At 76.3% G+C, this 17,060-nt stretch carries 13 protein-coding genes; 8 read left to right on the forward strand and 5 right to left on the reverse strand.

Annotated elements, in window-relative coordinates; all coding sequences use genetic code 11:
- Window positions 1-120 precede the first annotated feature (120 nt).
- The 5 genes from ACFV6D_RS36725 to ACFV6D_RS36745 form a co-directional block, all read right to left on the reverse strand.
- Window positions 121-291, reverse strand: a complete 171-nt coding sequence (locus ACFV6D_RS36725) for a hypothetical protein (RefSeq protein WP_350883108.1) — start codon at window positions 289-291, stop codon at window positions 121-123.
- Window positions 292-303: 12 nt separating this feature from the next.
- Window positions 304-3,072 carry a lantibiotic dehydratase gene (locus tag ACFV6D_RS36730; protein ID WP_380563058.1) on the reverse strand — a complete coding sequence of 923 codons (2,769 nt, stop codon included), beginning with the start codon at window positions 3,070-3,072 and terminating at the stop codon, window positions 304-306.
- Window position 3,073: 1 nt separating this feature from the next.
- Window positions 3,074-4,036, reverse strand: a complete 963-nt coding sequence (locus ACFV6D_RS36735) for a thiopeptide-type bacteriocin biosynthesis protein (protein WP_380492934.1) — start codon at window positions 4,034-4,036, stop codon at window positions 3,074-3,076.
- A 264-nt stretch (window positions 4,037-4,300) separates the two neighbouring features.
- Window positions 4,301-5,401, reverse strand: coding sequence for a glycosyltransferase family 4 protein (locus tag ACFV6D_RS36740; protein WP_380563072.1), 1,101 nt, complete (start codon window positions 5,399-5,401; stop codon window positions 4,301-4,303).
- Entirely contained in the window at window positions 5,287-6,762 is a 1,476-nt protein-coding gene (locus ACFV6D_RS36745; protein ID WP_380563060.1) for a glycosyltransferase 87 family protein, read from the reverse strand. The genes ACFV6D_RS36740 and ACFV6D_RS36745 overlap by 115 nt, the downstream gene beginning before the upstream one ends.
- Before the next feature lie 175 nt (window positions 6,763-6,937).
- Here ACFV6D_RS36745 and ACFV6D_RS36750 point away from each other — a divergent pair, with 175 nt between their 5' ends.
- From ACFV6D_RS36750 to ACFV6D_RS36785, 8 genes are all read left to right on the forward strand, one after another.
- Window positions 6,938-7,927, forward strand: coding sequence for a GNAT family N-acetyltransferase (locus ACFV6D_RS36750; protein ID WP_380563062.1), 990 nt, complete (start codon window positions 6,938-6,940; stop codon window positions 7,925-7,927).
- Window positions 7,920-8,711, forward strand: coding sequence for an aminotransferase class IV (locus ACFV6D_RS36755; RefSeq protein ID WP_380563064.1), 792 nt, complete (start codon window positions 7,920-7,922; stop codon window positions 8,709-8,711). The genes ACFV6D_RS36750 and ACFV6D_RS36755 overlap by 8 nt, the downstream gene beginning before the upstream one ends.
- A gap of 151 nt (window positions 8,712-8,862) precedes the next feature.
- The gene (locus ACFV6D_RS36760) at window positions 8,863-9,720 is read left to right on the forward strand and encodes an ABC transporter ATP-binding protein (protein WP_380492926.1); all 858 of its coding nucleotides are present in this window, start codon (window positions 8,863-8,865) and stop codon (window positions 9,718-9,720) included.
- Window positions 9,721-9,763: 43 nt separating this feature from the next.
- Window positions 9,764-12,409, forward strand: coding sequence for an FtsX-like permease family protein (locus ACFV6D_RS36765; RefSeq protein ID WP_380563066.1), 2,646 nt, complete (start codon window positions 9,764-9,766; stop codon window positions 12,407-12,409).
- Window positions 12,410-12,675: 266 nt separating this feature from the next.
- Window positions 12,676-13,146 (forward strand): hypothetical protein, encoded by a 471-nt coding sequence (locus tag ACFV6D_RS36770; protein ID WP_063349759.1) that lies wholly within the window; start codon window positions 12,676-12,678, stop codon window positions 13,144-13,146.
- Window positions 13,143-14,735: a multicopper oxidase family protein gene (locus ACFV6D_RS36775; protein ID WP_380492922.1), complete on the forward strand. Its 1,593-nt coding sequence runs from the start codon at window positions 13,143-13,145 to the stop codon at window positions 14,733-14,735. The genes ACFV6D_RS36770 and ACFV6D_RS36775 overlap by 4 nt, the downstream gene beginning before the upstream one ends.
- A gap of 176 nt (window positions 14,736-14,911) precedes the next feature.
- Window positions 14,912-16,270 carry a DUF2252 domain-containing protein gene (locus ACFV6D_RS36780; RefSeq protein ID WP_380563068.1) on the forward strand — a complete coding sequence of 453 codons (1,359 nt, stop codon included), beginning with the start codon at window positions 14,912-14,914 and terminating at the stop codon, window positions 16,268-16,270.
- An 89-nt stretch (window positions 16,271-16,359) separates the two neighbouring features.
- Window positions 16,360-16,902, forward strand: a complete 543-nt coding sequence (locus ACFV6D_RS36785) for a GNAT family N-acetyltransferase (protein WP_380563070.1) — start codon at window positions 16,360-16,362, stop codon at window positions 16,900-16,902.
- The last annotated feature ends 158 nt before the right edge of the window (window positions 16,903-17,060 follow it).

A 17,060-nucleotide genomic window follows, 5' to 3' on the forward strand; every position in this document is an offset into this window, starting at 1 on the left:
CGCCGGGGGGGGGGGCGGGCGGGGGGGGGGGGGGGCGGGGGGGGGGGGGGGGCGGCGGCGGGGGCGCGGGGGGGGGGGGCCCGGGCGGGCGCGGGCGCCCCCCCCCCCCCTGACGGGAGATCAGCAGAACAGGCCGCTACAGAGCAGCACCGTGTCGCAGATCAGGACGGTGCAGACGCCGCTGCAGCCGCCGCTGCTGGCCTCGGGGGTCGGCAGGGTGGTCTCGGTGATGCGCGCGTCCAGGTCGCCGATGAGGGCGTCGAGGTCGGTGAGCGCCGTGATGTCGGGCATGGTTGTCCTCCTTCAGGAGCGGTGATGGGTGGAGACCGCCCCGGTGGCCCGCCCGCGAGGGGCGGGCGCACCGGGGACGTCGGGTTCGCCGCGCAGTGCGGCGGCGGCGGGCTCCGCGAGTTCCTCGGCGCCCTGGTCGAACGGAAGTCTGAGCAGCAGCTGGGCGGCGACGGCGGCACCGCCGTGCACGGGGTCGTGGAGCAGCAGGCCGCCCGGGTCGGGGAGCATCTCCTCGACCAGCAGGTCCGCACCGGGGTGGCGCGCGCAGATCCGCTCCAGCAGCGGGACCGCAGTCAGCGCCGCGAAGTCCACGGGCACCGGTTTCGGCTGGGGTACGGCCCGGACGAACGCGAAGCGCGGCAGCCCGGCGCAGCGCCCGAGGGCGGCGAGGGCGCGCACCTTGGTCAGGTCGCCGTCGCCGGGCCGCCACAGCTGGGCCGCCGGCACGCGCCAGACCGCGGGGCTGATGACCAGGGCGCCGCCGCCGACGGTCACCCGGGGCAGTCGGTCCGTGTCGGGGAACGCCTCGGCCAGGCCGTCCAGGCGGATCAGGCGCGAGCCCGCCGGGTGGCCGGCGGCCAGCAGCAGCCGGACCAGGACGTCGTACGGGGGCAGGGGCGTACGGGTGGCGTGGTGGACGGGCAGCAGCCGGCACCCGTCGGCCTCGGCGATGATCCGCGGGCCGACCCGTCGCAGGGTGATGCGCTCCAGCGGCAGGTAGCGGGCCGTCAGGCCGTTCGCTCCCTGGTACGGCAGGGGATCGGGATCCCCCGTCCACCAGCCGGTGATGACCGGCCGCCGGACGGCGTTGGCGGCGCGCCCGGCCAGCGGCGGCACCAGCAGTTCGACGAAGCGCGCCCCGGACAGCCGCTCGACGGAGGCGAGGAAGGCCCGGTAGCTCCGGAGGTTGGCGTAGCCGCCGTGCAGGGTGTGGAGCGCGTCGGCGAACCGGGCGTCCAGCACGCCCGCCGGTGAGGCGGTCTCCAGGACCGCGACCGGGCCGGGGCCCGGCAGCGGACGCAGCAGGCAGTCCAGGGGCCAGGGCGGCAGCGCGGTCGTGGCCGGGGGCGCCCCGAGCGTGTCCAGCAGGTCGTCGTCCAGGTCCACCGGTCCGCCGCCGGCCCGGGCGGACAGGTGGGCCAGCAGCCTCGCGTAACCGGAACCGGAGGTCTCGGCGGGGTGCCAGCCCGCGTACCGGCGCGGGGGCTGGGGCGGCGGCGGGCAACTGCCGTCGGGCAGGTGGCGCGCGAGGATCTCGCCGAGCGGGCACGGCCGTTCGGTGAGCTCCGCGAGTTCCGCCGGCAGCCGGTGCGGGTCCGGCCCCGCGAGCCGGTCGGCTTCCCGCAGCCACGCCACGCGGGCGGCGGTGCCGAGGCCCTGCTGCACCTGGCGGGCGGCTGCTCCGGAGACGGCCGAGGCTATGGTGCGGTAGGAGTCGGTGAACCACGGCCGGGAGTCGTCGGCGGGGGCGGCGGAGCCGGTGGTACGGAGCTCCGAAGCGGGTGCGGGTATGGGCGCGGGTATGGCGGAATCGGCGCTCGGTGCGGGTGCTGGAGGCGGTGCCGGTGCCGGTGCCGGTTGCGGAAGGGTGCCGCGTGCGCGGACGTCCTCGGCGGCGAGCCAGCCCGTGGTGCGGCGGCGCGGGGCCGCGCAGGCCTGGAGCACGCCGAGTCCGAGCAGGTGCGCGAGGAAGCCGCGCAGCACCGTGGGAGCGGAAGCCGCCGCCCCGGTCGCCGCCGTGCCCAGCAGAGCCGCTTCGAGGTCGCCCAACGGGCGCGGGCCGTCGGCCAGTTGGGCCAGCAGGCGATCCAGGGGGAGGGAGCGCCGCAGGTCGACCTGCCGCAACCGGCCCCGGTCGTGCGGGTCGGTCACCCAGCAGCGCAGGACACCGGCGCCCGGCGCGGTGCCCGCCGGCTGGGGGAAGTGCAGCGGAGCCAGGGCCAGCACCGTGGCCGGGTCCGCCGCCCGCAGGTCCAGGGCGCCGAGCCGGGCCCGCACCCCGTGGACGTTCTCCACGGCCTCGGCCGCTACCTCGCCGAGGGCCGTACCGGGCGGGACGAGCCGCAGCAGGGGGCCGTCGGCCCAGCCGCCGCTCCCGCCGCCGTTCCCGCCACTGTTCCCGCCGCCGTTCGCGCCCGCCGGGGTGACCGGCAGCAGGGTGACCTGGCCGACCCAGCCGCGCGGGGTGGTCTTCGCCGCGGCCCGACCGAGCGCCCGCCACACGTACGCCGCCCGTTTGCGCAGCCGCTTCCCGCTCCAGGACTCGCCCGCGGCCAGCCGGCCGGCCACGTCTGCGGCGGCTCCGGGTTCCACCTCGTCCAGGAAGGCCCGCATGACGGGCGACGCGCACACCAGGGACCAGCCCAGGGCGCCCACGCGCTCGCGCTCGGCCGCCACCGCGGCCTCCAGCCGCCGCAGGGCGGCGGCCGCCGACTCGGCCTCGCCGGACAGCCGTGCGGCGTCCGCGACGAGGCCGTGGGCGGCGGGCAGCCGCCCCAGCAGCCCGCAGTCGGCCGGGCCCGGTGCGGCGCCGGAGTGCAGCCGACGGCGCACGGCCAGCACGGCGCGGCGGTCGGCGGCGGTGAGGGCGGGGTGCGGCACGACCAAGGTGCCCAGCTGCTCGGCCAGTTGGCGGGCGTGCTCCGCCCGCCGTTCGTCCTGCCGGGCGTGGTCGGCGACCTGTGCGAACAGCTCCGGGTTGCCCGCCGCCGCCCACGCGGCCAAGGGCATGCCGGCCACGCGGAGCAGTGCCGCGGCGCCCAGTTCCCGGTCCTCGGACACGTCAGGACCTCCCGTCACCGGTGAGCGCGTGGGTCAGCAGGCTCTGCCGGGCCAGGGAGAACCGCCCCCGGTTCCAGTGGAAGACGACGTAGTGGGCGGCGGCCCGGCGCGGGCCGATCACCGCCTCGCCGGACTCGAAGTAGCCGGTGCGCCAGCCCTCGGCGGCCCGGCGCACGGCGTCCCCGTGCACCTCGACCGCCGCCCGCCGGTGCGGCGGCAGCGGAGCGAGCAGGCTCTGTCCGCCGGCCCGCCAGGCCGCGAGGATGCCTGCGGCGGCGCGCCGGGTGTCCTCGTCCGGGTCGGTGCCCAGCCTGCGGCCGGCGTCGTCCTGGAGCACCTGCCAGACCCCGCGGTGCTCCCAGCCGACGATGCCGAGGCCGTCGAGGAGTTCGCCGAGGAGGTACAGGGACAACCGCCAGTCCGCGACCGCCTCCGGTCGGCCCGGCGCCGCGACGGTGTCGTGGTGATCGAGCCAGGCCAGGGAGTCCACCGTGAACAGGTCGTGGACGTGCCGCATCGATCGCGGGCCGCCGAAGAGGTAGGTCTCCGGCTCGTACCGCCCGCACAGCGGCGGTTGCGGCTGTCCGTCCACCGCGCGGAAGCGGCGGGTCAGTTCCTCGCGCAGTGCCCCGACATCGGATCGGCCCGCCTCGAACCGGACCCGCAGCCCGGGCGGTTTGTGCATGAAGAAGAAGGAGCGCGCCGCGCCGGCGGCGATCAGGTCGCGGGCCGTGTCCGCGACGGCGCGGTACGTCCGGTGCCAAGTGGCCGGGCCCGGCGCGAGGTTGATCTGCACCCAGCCGTCCTCGGGCCTGTCGTCGCGCAGCGCGGACAGCCCGGCCGTCAGGAACGCACGGCGCGCGGCCTCGTATTCGGGGCCCGCGGAATCGACCGGTACCGTTCCCCACGGAATGTCGCGAGCGTCCTGGAGGCAGTCGGCCAGCAATCGTTCGACCTCCACCATGGTGCCCACCTCCTCGTGATTTCGGCTCTACTCCTGGGGTTTCCACGGTTTGGTCAGATTGAAAAACGGAAGGCAAATATTCATATGATGAAAAAGGGTGCGCCTGCTGCGCGTAAGGGACTTCGCGCGCTGAAGGCGCATCCTGCGGGCGCATTCGACAGCCTTAGCCCCCCCTGGCGTGATGACCGCCCGAATGCCGGTGAGTGAGTGCCATTTTTATTCGAACTCCCCTTGAATAAAACGGCGTTGGCGCGTCCGAAAGTGTCAGGCGAGTCCGGCGAGGGCATCCGGAACGGACCGGGCGGGGTCGAGCAGGTGGGCGAGGCGGTGGGCGGAGGTGGTCCAGGACCAGTGGGTGGTGGCCCAGTCGCGGCCGGCGGTGCCCATCCGGGCGCGGTCCGCCGACGGGGCGAGGAGGAGACGGGTGAGGGCGGCGGCCACGTCGGCCGGGTCGCGCCCGTCGACGACGGTGCCGGTGACGCCGTCGAGGACGGTGTCGGGGGCGCCGCCGGATCGGCCGGCGACGACGGGCAGGGCGGCGGCGGCCGCTTCGAGGTAGACGATGCCGAGGCCTTCGGCTTCGAGGCCCGCCCGGCGGGTGCGGCACGGCATGGCGAAGACGTCGGCCTCGGCGTAGTGGGCGGCGGTGGCCGCGTGGTCGAGACCGCCGGCGAATTCGACACTGCCGGGCTCGGTGCACCGGTGGGCGAGCGCGCGCAGGCGGTCCTCGTACGGGCCCTGGCCGACGAGGACGAGGACGGTGCCGGGGACGGCCCGGCGGATCGCCGGCAGGGCGCGGATCAGGACGTCCTGCCCCTTGCGCGGGACGAGCCGGGCGACGCAGAGGATCACCGGCCCGGTGCGGGCCCGCCGGGCGCCGTCGACGCCGGGCCGGAAGCGGTCCGGGTCCACGCCCGGGACGAGGCGCGCCAATTGGGCGTCCGGGCCGAGGGCGGGGGCGATCCGGGCGCGGGTGTACTCGCCGAGGTAGGTGACGACGTCGACGCTGCGGCCTATCCGGCGCAGCAGGCGGCGGGCGCCGGGGGTCCGGGCCCACCAGATCTCGTGGCCGTGGGTGGTGGCGACGGTGCGGCGGATGCCGTCGGCCTGGCGCAGCAGGCCGGGGGCCATCGCGGCGAGCGGGGCGGCGGCGCCGAACCAGACCCGGTCGCAGCCGTGGGCGCGGGCGATCTCGGCGGCGCGGCGGGTGGCCCGGGCGGTGGGCAGCAGGGTGCGGGCCCGGTCGCGGATCACCGGGAAGGGGAGAGCGGCGTCGTGCCGATCGGCGCCCGGTTCGGCGGAGGTGTAGACCACGACGTCGGAGTGGGGCAGTCGGGTGGCCAGGGCGTGGACGAAGGTTTCGATGCCGCCCTGGCGGGGCGGGAAGTCGTTGGTGACGATGAGTGTGCTGCCCATGGGCGGGTGAGACCTCGGTTCGGTGTCGGAGAAGGGACCGGAGAAGGGACCGGCGAAGGGACCGGCGAAGGGACCGGCGAAGGGGTTGGAGCGGTGGTCGGAGCGGGGGAAGCGGGGAGCACCCGGGCGAGCAGGACGAGGAGGGCCGGCAGCGCGAGGTAGCCGAACCGTCCGGCGGGGGCGAGCAGGAAGGCCAGGGCGAGCCCGAGGGCGAGCCGGTCGGCGGCGGCCGCCGCGTGCCGGGGCGGGTGGGTGAGCAGGGAGGCCGCGAGGGCGAGTGCGGCGAGCAGCAGCAGGCCGACGGCCGCGTACCAGCCGGGCGGGCCGAGGTCGGCGAGCAGCCGTCCGGGCAGCGGGCTGGCGGCGGGGGTGGGCAGGTCGCCGCGGCCGGTGGGGAAGGCGAACACCTGGTGGAGCATCGGCCCGGGCGAGCGCAGGGCGCCGGGCAGGACGAGCAGGGCCGTGCCGCCCACCGCGACGGTGGCGGCGCGCAGGGCGGGGCGCCGTCCGGCGGTGGCGGCGAGCAGCGCGGTGACCACGGCGACGGCCGGCCAGGCCGTCCACTTGAGCGAGCAGGCGGCGGCGAGGGCCAGTCCGGCGGGGGCGGGGCGCCGTCGGGCGGCGAGGGTGAGTGCGAGCCAGCAGAGGCCGGTCATCGGCAGGTCGACGCCGCTGACGCAGAGCGGCAGTGCGACGACGGGCGAGGCGGTCAGCGCGGCCAGGACGGTCCGCCGGCCGACAGGTGGGGCGGTCGGCGCGGCGCGGGCGGTCCGCCGCCCGGTGGGCGCGGAGCGCAGCAGGCAGGCGAGGAACGCGGCCGCGCACCAGAGCCGCGCGTCGCCCGCCACCCGGGCGAGCGGCAGCCCGTCGAGTGGCAGCCCGTCGAGTGGCAGCCCGTCGAGCAGGGCCCGGGGCAGTCCGAGGAGCGCCATCCCGGGCAGGTACGGGGTGTACTCGGCCACCGTCCTGGGCTCGGCGAGGTACGGCGTCCCGGTGTGCAGCAGCAGGGCCCCGGAGCGTTCGATCACCCCGACCTCGCTCTGCCCCTGGCCGGTCAGCACGAGGGCGAGCAGCGGTACGGCGACGGCCCCGGTGAGCGCGAGGGCGATGGACAGCGGCCGGCCCCGGCGCGTCGGCAGAAGGGCGGCGAACGCCGCCAGCAGGTAGCCGACGGCGGCGCAGACGCCCCAGGCGCGGTGCGGGCCGAGGTCGGAGAGCAGGGGGAAGGCCCCGGCCCACCCGGCCGCGAGGAGCCATCCGCCGCACCACGCGGCGGCGTGCCGCCGGTCTGGGGAGTCGTGCCGATTCATCACCCGTTCATTGCATCGTCGCAGGTCAGCCTGGTCATCACGGTCAGGTCGAGTCCTCTGGTCGGGTTTCCCCTACCATCCGTCAGGGCCTTCGCCCGGAGACCTTCGCATCCGATCTGACGTTCGGTGTTCGTCGGATTACGGAAAGTGCCCGCGCTCCCGCTATCGTGTCGGCGTGGTGAGGTCGTGGGATGCGGCAGTGGAGCGGGCGCAGGACCGGCTGGCGGCGGGGCCGCGGCTGCGGGCGGTCGCCGAGGGGGACGAACGGCGGTTCGCCCTCTGGGACTTGGCGTCCCTGGTGGAGGGCGAGCTGGGGGAGCTGGTGGCCCCGGACGCGCTGACGCCGGAGGCCGAGCGCCGGTGGCGCGAGCGGCTGGGGGAGAGCGGCCGGGAGTGGCCCGGCGGCGAGCTCTACCGGCGCCGCTACTGGGTGCTGGACGAGGGCGGCGCCGTGGCCGGCACGGTGGCGGTGGACAACTGGACCAAGGGGCCCGGCCAACTGGCCGTCTCCTCCCTCTACTTGATTCCGGAGGCGCGCGGCCGGGGGCTGGCCGCCGGGGCGCTGGACGAGGTGTACGCGGCGGCCGCCGCGGAGGGCCTGCCCGGCTTCCGGCTGGAGGCGCACTGGTCCTGGCAGCACGCCGTCCGCTACTACCTGCGTCGCGGCCTCTGGGTGGTCGGCTGGAAGCGTTCGCTGGCCCTGGCCCGGATGCCGCAGCTCCCGCCGTACCGGGTGTGCGAGGAGGGCGGCTGGCTGCACCTGCTGGTCGCGGACCGGGGCTGGGGCTGGGTGCCGATGCTCGCCGCCGGCTGCGAGGGCCGCTGGCTGCGGCTGGACGAGACGCCCGACTACCGGGCGGCCGACGGCTGGGTGCACGAGTACGCGCGTTCGACCCTGGCGCTGCATCTGGCGCTCGCGGGCCGGCCGCTGGTGCGCGGCCCGCAGTGGTGGGCGGAGGCGTGGCGGTGGTCGGACGCCGGGGAGCCGGAGGGGCTGGCCTACAAGATCGAGCACTTCGAGCAGCTGGCCCTGGCGGCGGGCCGCGAGGTGGTCAGCCCGTACCGCCCGGCGGCGACCCAGGCCCCGGCGGCCCCGCCCCCGGCGCCGAGAGCGGAGGCCCCGGTGGCGGCGTCGCCGGGGCTGGCAGACTCGGGGGATGGCTGAGATCGAGATCGACGGCGCGCCGGCCGACCCGGCGCGGCTGGCCGCACTGGGGCTGCTGAACTACGGGCACTTCACCACCCTGCGCGTCGAGGCGGGCCGGGTCCGGGGCTTGGCGCTGCACCTGGACCGGCTGGTCCGGGACTGCGGGGTGCTGTTCGCCGCCGAGTTGGACCGGGCGGCGGTGCGGGAGCGGATCCGCGCGGTGCTGCCCGCCGACGGCGCGCCGGTGATCGTCCGGGTGACGGTGTACGACCCGGAGCTCGGCCTGGAGCGCCCCGGCGGCCCGGCGGTGCCCCGGCTGCTGCTGACCACCCGCCCGGCGGCAGTGGCCGCGCCGGCCCCGTTGCGGGTGCGCACGGTCGGGTACCGGCGGGAGCTGCCGGAGGTGAAGCACGTCGGCCTGTTCGGCCTGGTCCACCACCGCAGGCGGGCCCAACTCGACGGCTACGACGACGTGTTGCTGGTGGAGCCGGACGGCGGCGGGGTGGTCGAGGGCGCCACCTGGAACGTCGGCTTCCTCGACGGCCGCCGACTGGTCTGGCCGGACGGCCCGAGCCTGCCCGGGGTGACCGCCGCGTTGCTGGCCGGTGCGTACGGCGGGCCGCAGTCGCGCGAGCGGGTGGACGCGTCCGGGCTGGGCCGCTTCACGGCGGCGTTCGCGGTGAACGCGGGTGTCGGCGTCCGGCCGCTGGCCGCGGTCGACGGTACGGCCTTCGACCCGGCGCACCCCGTGCTCGCCGAACTCGCCGCCGCCTACGGGGAGATCGCCGCCGACCCGGTGTGAGCCCGCCCGGCGTCGGCCCGCAGGCCCCCGGAGGGGGGTGGGGATATCCCCACCCCCGGTCCGCCAGCGGCCTCCATGGTCCGCCGGCCTGGCCTTTTCTAACGTGGAACCCGTCGACGACCACCGACGATCCCCGAAGGAAGGCCCACCCATGGCACGCCGCCACGACCGCCCATCGACCGAGCCGTACGCCGCCGGACCGCACGCCGCCGGACCGTACGCGACGGGGGCGTACGGCGGCGGCCCGTACACCGAGCAGGGCGCCCGTCCGGCGATCGAGCTGCGCGGGGTGCGCCGCACCTACGGCCGCGGCAGCGAGACCGTGCACGCGCTGCGCGGGATCGACCTGGCGCTGGCCCGGGGCACCTTCACCGCCGTGATGGGCCCGTCCGGCTCCGGCAAGTCGACCTTCCTGCAGTGCGCGGCGGGCCTGGACAAGCCCGACCAGGGGGAGATCCGCCTCGGCGGCGAGGACATCACCCGGCTGAGCGAGGACCGGCTCACCAAGCTGCGCCGCAGCCGGATCGGCTTCATCTTCCAGTCCTTCAACCTGCTGCCCTCGCTGACGGTGGAGCAGAACGTGCTGCTCCCGCAGCGGCTGGCGGGCGAGCGCCAGGACCGCGCCCGGGCCCGGGAGCTGCTGGCCCAGGTCGGCCTCGGCGAGCACGCCAAGCGGCGGCCCGGCCAGCTCTCCGGCGGCCAGCAGCAGCGGGTGGCGATCGCCCGCGCGCTGATCACCGACCCGGACGTGGTGTTCGCCGACGAGCCGACCGGCGCGCTGGACACCCGCACCGCGCACGAGGTGCTGGGCCTGCTGCGGCGCGCCGTGGACGACCTGGGCGCGACGGTGGTCATGGTGACCCACGACCCGGTGGCGGCCTCGTTCGCCGACCGGGCGCTGTTCCTGGCCGGCGGCGCGCTCGTCGACGAGCTGCACCACCCGCAGGCGCAGGCCGTCGCCGACCGGATGGTCTCGCTCACCGCCCGCCCGGTGGGGGTCGCGGCGTGAACGGGCGGCGTGGACCGATCGACGAGTGGAACGGGGCAGGGGCATGAGCAACGGACTGGCGCGCGCCTCGGTGCGCTTTCGACCCGCCTCCTTCGTGGGCACCCTGGTCGCCCTGCTGCTGGGCGCCGCCGTGGTGGTGGCCTGCGGCGTGCTGCTGCAGACCGGACTGACCGCGAGCGTCGCACCGCAGCGGTACGCGGGCGCCCCGGTGGTGGTCGCGGCCGACCCGATGGTGCGGATCACCGCCAAGGTCGGCCGCGACACCGAGACCAGGGAGCAGACCACCCCCGAGCGGGCCCGGACGGACGCCGCCCTGGTGGGCCGGATCGCCGCACTGCCCGGGGTCGCCGCCGCCCGCCCGGACAGCGCCTTCCCGCTGCCGGCCGGCGCCGGCACCCCCGCCCTGACCGGCCGGGGCTTCGCCGCGCTCGGCATCGCCGGCCCGGCCGACCAGTTGGTCGAGGGCCGTGCGCCCGGCGCCGACGAGGTGGTGCTGGACGCCGACACGGCGCGCGCCGCCCACCTCGCGCCCGGCGCGAAGCTCACCCTCACCGCCCCCGGCGGCACCGGCGACTACCGGGTCTCCGGCCTGGCCGCCGCCCAGTCGGCCGGCCCCACCGCCTGGTTCGCCGACGCCACCGCCGACCGCCTCTCCGGCCACCCCGGCCGGATCGACGCGATCGCCGTCCAGCCGCGCGAGGGCGTGGACCGCGCCGCGCTGGTCGCGCAGGTCCGCCAGGCCCTCGACGCCCAGGCCCCCGGCACCAAGGCCGCGGACACCAAGGCCGCGGGCACCCAGGCAGCGGACGCCAAGGCCGCCGGCACCCCGGCCATCGGCCTGGAGACCAAGGCCGAGAACGGCGGCGCCAAGGTCTTCACCGGCGACGGCCGCGGCACCGTCGAACAGCCCGCCATCGGCGAGGCCCGTACCCTGCTGATGGGGCTCGGCGGCAGCTTCGGCGGCTACGCCACCATGACCGCGATCTTCGTCGTGATGAGCACCGTCGCCCTGGCCACCGGCCAGCGCGCCCGCGAGTTCGCCCTGCTGCGCGCCATCGGCGCCACCCCGCGACAGATCCGCCGCACCATCGCCACCGAGGCGATGCTGGTCGCGCCGGTCGCCGGGGCGCTCGGCATCCTGCCCGGACTGGCCCTGGCCCGCTGGTGGTTCGACGAACTGACCTCGCGCGGCGCCGTGCCGCAGGGCGTGCGACTGGACGTCGGCCCGCTGCCGATGCTCGCCGCCGTCCTCATCTGCACCCTCGCCGCGCTGACCGCCGGCTTCCTGGCCGCCCGCCGCCCCGCCAAGCTGCGCCCCGGTCAGGCGCTCGGCGCGGCCGCCGTCGAACCGGGCCACCCCGGCGTGGTGCGGACCGTCTTCGGGCTGCTCTTCGCCGTCGGCGGCGTGGTGGCCGCCGCCTTCGCGGCCGCCCTGGACGGCATCAACGCCGCCAACACCGCGCTCGGCGTGGTCATGTGCTTCATGCTGGCCGTCGCGCTGCTCGGCCCCTGGGTGGCGCGGGTCGCCGCCGCGGTGCTCGGCGCCCCGCTGCGGGCCGGCGGTGCCCCCGGCTCGCTGGCCGCCGACAACACCCGCGCCAACGCCCGCCGGCTGGCCTCCGCGATCACCCCGATCGTGCTGGTCACCGCCTTCTGCGGCACCCTGCTGTTCCTCCAGAGCACCATCAGCCACGCCACCGGCGCGAACGTGCGGGACGGCATCGTCGCCGACCACGTGATCGGCTCCACCGGCCCCGGCCTGCCCGCGGGCACCGCCGCCCGGGCCGCCAAGGTGCCCGGTGTGGACGCTGCGGTCGGCGTGCTGCGCACCGCCGCCGTGTACACCCACGACATGCAGCTCGGCTCCGCCACCGCGCTCGGTGTCGACGGCGACCCGGCCCGGCTGTCCCGGGTGCTCGACCTGGGCGTGCGCAGCGGTTCGCTCGCCGACCTGGGCCGCGCCGCCGACACCGTGGCCCTGGACGCCACGCTGGCCGACGCCCTGGACGTCAAGGTCGGCGACCGGGTGCCGCTGCGGCTCGGCGACGGCACCCCGGTGCAGCCCGCCGTGGTCGCCGTCTACGACCGCGGGCTCGGCTTCGGCCAGGTGCTGCTGCCCCGGGCGGTCGTCGCCGGGCACGTCACCGCCGGGTACGACAGCCAGGTGCTGGTCGCCGACGCGCCGGGCGCCGACCGTACGGCGGTGGCGGCCGCGCTGGCGGGCCTCGCGGGCCCCGGCGGGGCGACCGTGACCGACCGGGCCGGATTCGTCGCCCAGTCCGACAAGATGATGGAGCTGAACGCCTGGGCCAACACCGTGATGGCCGGCGTGCTCGGCGGGTTCGCCGCCGTCACCGCCGTCAACACCCTGGTGATGACCGTCCTCGACCGGCGCCGCGAGGTCGCCCTGCTCCGACTGGCCGGCACCACCCGGCGCCAGGTGCGCGGCATGATGCGCTGGGAGGCGCTGCTGGTCGCCGCGACCGGCCTGGTGATCGGCGGGGGGATCGCCTGGATCGCCCTCGTCCCGATCGCCCGGGGCGTCGCCAACTCCTCCCCGTACATTCCGCCGGCGCTCGCCCTGCCGCTGGCCGCCGGAGCCGTCCTGCTCTGCCTCGGCGCGACCGGGCTGCCCGCCCGGGCCCTGCTGCGCACCCGCCCGGTGGCGCTGGGCGCCGCCCGGCAGTAGCCGAGGCCCGTGAAAGCCCGAAGGGCCCCGTCCGGTACCGCCGGAAGGGGCCCTTCGGGCTGGTCACGGCACCTGCTTGAGGATCGCTGGACGGGCGCACCAGAGCCTCGCTCGTACGGGTGACAAAAGCCGGGCCGAGTAGGCGCAATGGGGTAGCCGGGAAAGTCCAAACCCCTTTATTGGAGCTGATAGTGATGTCGGATCAGCTACGCTCTCGCCCGCCCCGTCGGACCCGCCCGACCCGCCGAAGCAGAGAGTAGCCCGACATGAGCAGTCCTCCCGCGGCCGCCGCGCCCCGCTGGCCGCTGATCCTGCTGCGCATCACCGCGACCACCCTGGCGGTCCTGGCCCTGCTCCAGGTCATGCTGGCCGGCAGCTTCCTCAACGGCACCTACGAGTCCCTCAAGGACCACGAGGGCAACGCGATGACGCTGGCCACCGTGGTCCTCTGCCAACTGGCGGCGGCCGCGCTGGTGCGCCGGCCCGGCCGCGGCCCGCTCTGGCCGCTGTGGAGCACCGCCGTGCTGACCGTCGCCGTCGTCGGCCAGATCGCGGCCGGCTACGCGCGGTCGATCAGCGTGCACGTCACCCTCGGGGTGCTGCTGGTCAGCGGGGTCCTGTTCGGGCTGGTCGGCGCCTGGCGGCTGCCGCTGCCCGCCCGCGCGGACCACCTGCCCGAGCCGGACGGCAGCGGACGCCTGCCGCGCCCCGGCGGGCCGCTGGAGGTGTCCAAGTGAACCGTCGACGGTTCCTGGGCGTCGGCGCCTCCGTCCTCGGCGCGGGCGCGCTGGCCGCCGTCGCCGGCCCCGCCGCAGCCCGGCTGTTCGCCGAGGGCCACCCCGGCCGGCTGCTCAGCAGCGGCCTCGACCTGCCCGAGCCGTTCCAGGTGCCGCTGCCGGTGCCCGCGGTGCTCCAGCCGGTGCGCACCGACGCGACGGCCGACTACTACGAGATCACCCAGCGGGTCGCCGAGCTGGAGATCCTGCCCGGCGTCAGGACCGAGGCCTGGACGTACGGCGGCACCTTCCCCGGGCCGACGGTGGTCACCCGGTCCGGCCGGGCGGCGGTGGTCAAGCACCGCAACGAGCTGCCGGTGCCGTCCGTGGTCCACCTGCACGGCGGCCACACCCCGGCCGACAGCGACGGCTACCCCGTCGACCTGCTGCTGCCGGTCGGCTCCTCCGGTGCGGGCCAGGGGGCGGCGGGCATGCAGGGGATGTCCGACATGCCCGGCATGGCGGGGATGGGCCACGAGGCCGGGCGCACCGCCGAGGGCGAGCGCACCCACACCTACCCGGGCGAGCAGCGCGCCGCCACCCTCTGGTACCACGACCACCGGATGGGCTTCACCGGCCCCGGCGTCTGGCGCGGCCTGGCCGGCTTCCACCTCGTCCACGACGACGAGGAGAGCGCCCTGCCGCTGCCGCGCGGCGACCGCGACCTCCCGCTGATGCTCGCCGACCGCTCCTTCACCGAGGACGGCTCCTTCCGCTACCCCGCCATCGACGAGGACCTCGCCTCGCCCGGCGTCACCGACGACTACATGAACGGCGTCCTCGGCGACGTCATCCTCGTCAACGGCGCCCCCTGGCCCCGCCTCGACGTCGACCGCGCCCGCTACCGGCTGCGCCTGCTCAACGCCTCCAACGCCCGCCCCTACCGGCTCCGGCTCGACCCGCAGCCCTCCGGCGGCGACGCCCTCGTCCAGATCGGCTCCGACGGCGGCCTGCTCGCCGCCCCGATCGCCCACGACGTGCTGGAGATCGCCCCCGCCGAGCGCTTCGACATCGTCGTCGACTTCTCCCGCTACGCCCCGGGCACCTCGGTGCGCCTGCTCAACCTCTTCGGCAGCGGCCGTACGGCGGAGGTGATGCGCTTCGACGTCTCCGGCAAGAAGGTCGGCGACGACTCGACCGTGCCCGACAAGCTGTCCGCGATCGAGGAACTGGACGCCTCCGCCGTCGACGTCACCCGCAAGTTCGTCTTCCGGCGCAGCGGCAGCTACGGCTGGACCATCAACGGCGACCTGTACCGGCCCGGCCGCGACCTCGCCCGGCCCGCCCTCGGCAGCACCGAGCGGTGGCGCTTCACCTCCGACCTGCACCACCCCGTCCACGTCCACCTCAACCAGTTCCAGGTGCTCAGCCGCAACGGCCGCGACCCGGGCCCGTACGACGGCGGCTGGAAGGACACCGTCGACCTGCGCCCGGCCGAGGCGGTCGAGGTCCTGGTGCGCTTCACCGACTACCAGGGGACGTACATGATGCACTGCCACAACCTGGAGCACGAGGACATGGCGATGATGGCGGACTTCACCGTGCAGTGAGCCGGGGGCCGGGGGGCTTCGTCCGGCGGGCTTCATCCGGTCGGCCGAGTGCCGGAGGGCGCGCGGTGCGCGTTCCGGCACTCGTGGCCTAGCGTCGCGGGGAGACGCACCCCGCCCGCCGTCCGCCGTTTCGTCCTCCCGCCGTCCCCGCCGTCCCGCCGACCGAGGAGCCGCGCATGACCACCCCCGCCGAACGCCGCCGGCACGGCCGGGCCGCCCGTGACCGCGTCTCCCGCTCCGCCCACGGGCGGTGGATCCCCGCCGCCGACCGGCCCGACCCGGTCGAGGTGCTGGTGCGCCAGGGCGAGGGCCGGGTCGCCCGGCTGCTGCCGATCCGCTACGGGCGGATGGCCGACACTCCCTTCGCCTACCTGCGCGGCGCCGCCGCCGTCATGGCCGCCGACCTCGGCGCCGTCCCCGACACCGGCCTCACCGTCCAACTCTGCGGCGACGCCCACCTGGTGAACTTCGGCTTGTTCGCCTCGCCGGAACGCGCCCTGCTCTTCGACGTCAACGACTTCGACGAGACCCACCCCGGCCCCTTCGAGTGGGACGTCAAACGGCTGGCCGCCAGCATCGCCGTCGCCGCCCGTGACCACGGACAGGACGAGGACCGCGCCCACCGCGCCGCCCGCACCGCCGTCGAGGGCTACGCCACCGCCATGCGCCGCCTCGCCGGGCTCGGCGAACTCGACGTCTGGTACTCCCGGATCGACGCCGGCGACCTGCTGGCGCTGCTCCGCAAACCCCGGCAGCGCAAGCGCGCCGAGGCCGACCTCGCCCAGGCCCGCCGCCGCACCAGCCTGCACGCCTTCGGCAAGCTCACCGAGGAACGCGACGGGCAGCGGCGCATCATCAGCGCGCCACCGCTCATCGAACCGCTGAAGAAGAACGAACTGCGCGACATCGGCAAGGTGTTCAGCGACTACCGGGCCGCCCTCGCCGAGGACCGTCGCGTCCTCCTCGACCGCTACCGCTTCGTCGACGCGGCGATGAAGGTCGTCGGTGTCGGCAGCGTCGGCACCCGCTGCTACATCGTCCTGCTGGAGGGCCGGGACACCCGCGACCCGCTGTTCCTCCAGCTCAAGGAGGCCGGACGGTCCGTCCTGGAGGACCACCTGCCGCCCACCCGGGTCGACGCCGAGGTCTCCGTCCACCGCGGCGGGCGCCGTGTCGTCACCGGCCAGCACCTCATGCAGGCCGCCGGCGACATCTTCCTCGGCTGGACCGCCAGCCCCGCCGGGCGCCATTTCTACGGGCGCCAACTGCGCGACATGAAGGGCTCGGTCGAGGTCGCCGACCTGGCCCCGTCCGGCCTGCGCGCCTACGCCGACCTGTGCGGCCGCACCCTGGCCCGTGCCCACGCGCGCACCGGCGACCGCCTCGCCATCGCCGGCTACCTGGGCGGCGCGGACGCCTTCGCCGAGGCGATCGCCGACTTCTCCGTCCGGTACGCCGACCAGACGGCGCTCGACCACGCCGAACTGGTCGCCGCGATCGACGCCGGCCGGATCGTCGCGACCCCGGGCGTCTGAGCACGGCGCGCCCCCGGGGGAGCGCTCCGGATACGGGGGTGCGGAAAACGGGTTGCCCCGGCGGGCGCGGTCGGCGTTGGCTGGCCCGCATGACCGAACTGCGCACCGACCGCCTGCTCCTGCGCCCCTGGCGGGACACCGACCTCGCACCCTGGGCCGCGATGAACGCCGACCCCGAAGTCCGCGAGCACCTCGGGGACGTCCTCACCCGCGAGCAGTGCGACGCCTCGGTGGCGCGCTTCGAGGCCGAGACCGCGGCGCGCGGATACGGCTGGCTGGCCGTCGAGGTGCGCGCCACCGGCGAGTTCGTCGGCCTGGCCGGCCTCGACGAGGTCGACGAGGGCCTGCCCTTCACCGGCGTCGAGATCGGCTGGCGCCTCGCCCGCGCCGCCTGGGGCCACGGCTACGCGACCGAGGCGGCCCGCGCCGTCCTCGCCCACGGCTTCGACGCCCTCGGCCTCCCCGAGATCCTCGCCGTCACCACCGCGACCAACCACCGCTCGCAGGCCGTCATGCGCCGCCTCGGCATGACGTCCGACCCCGCCGACGACTTCGAGGACCCGACCGCCCCCGAGGGCCCGCTGCGGCCCAACGTGCTGTTCCGCCTCCGCCGCGAGCGGCGGGCGGGCTGACGGCGGGCCGGGAACGAGCCGGGAACAGCCTGACGACAGGCGCGTCCCGCGGCTCGGCGCCGTTGATGCTCCTATGGGTTGTCAAGCGGTGGTGAGCCATTCGCGGTAGGCGTTGGCGAGGTCGTCGTTTCGGCGGGTGCCGCGTTCGAGGGTGGAGA

The sequence above is a fragment of the Kitasatospora sp. NPDC059812 genome, assembly GCF_042732075.1.
Taxonomy (GTDB): Bacteria; Actinomycetota; Actinomycetes; order Streptomycetales; family Streptomycetaceae; genus Kitasatospora.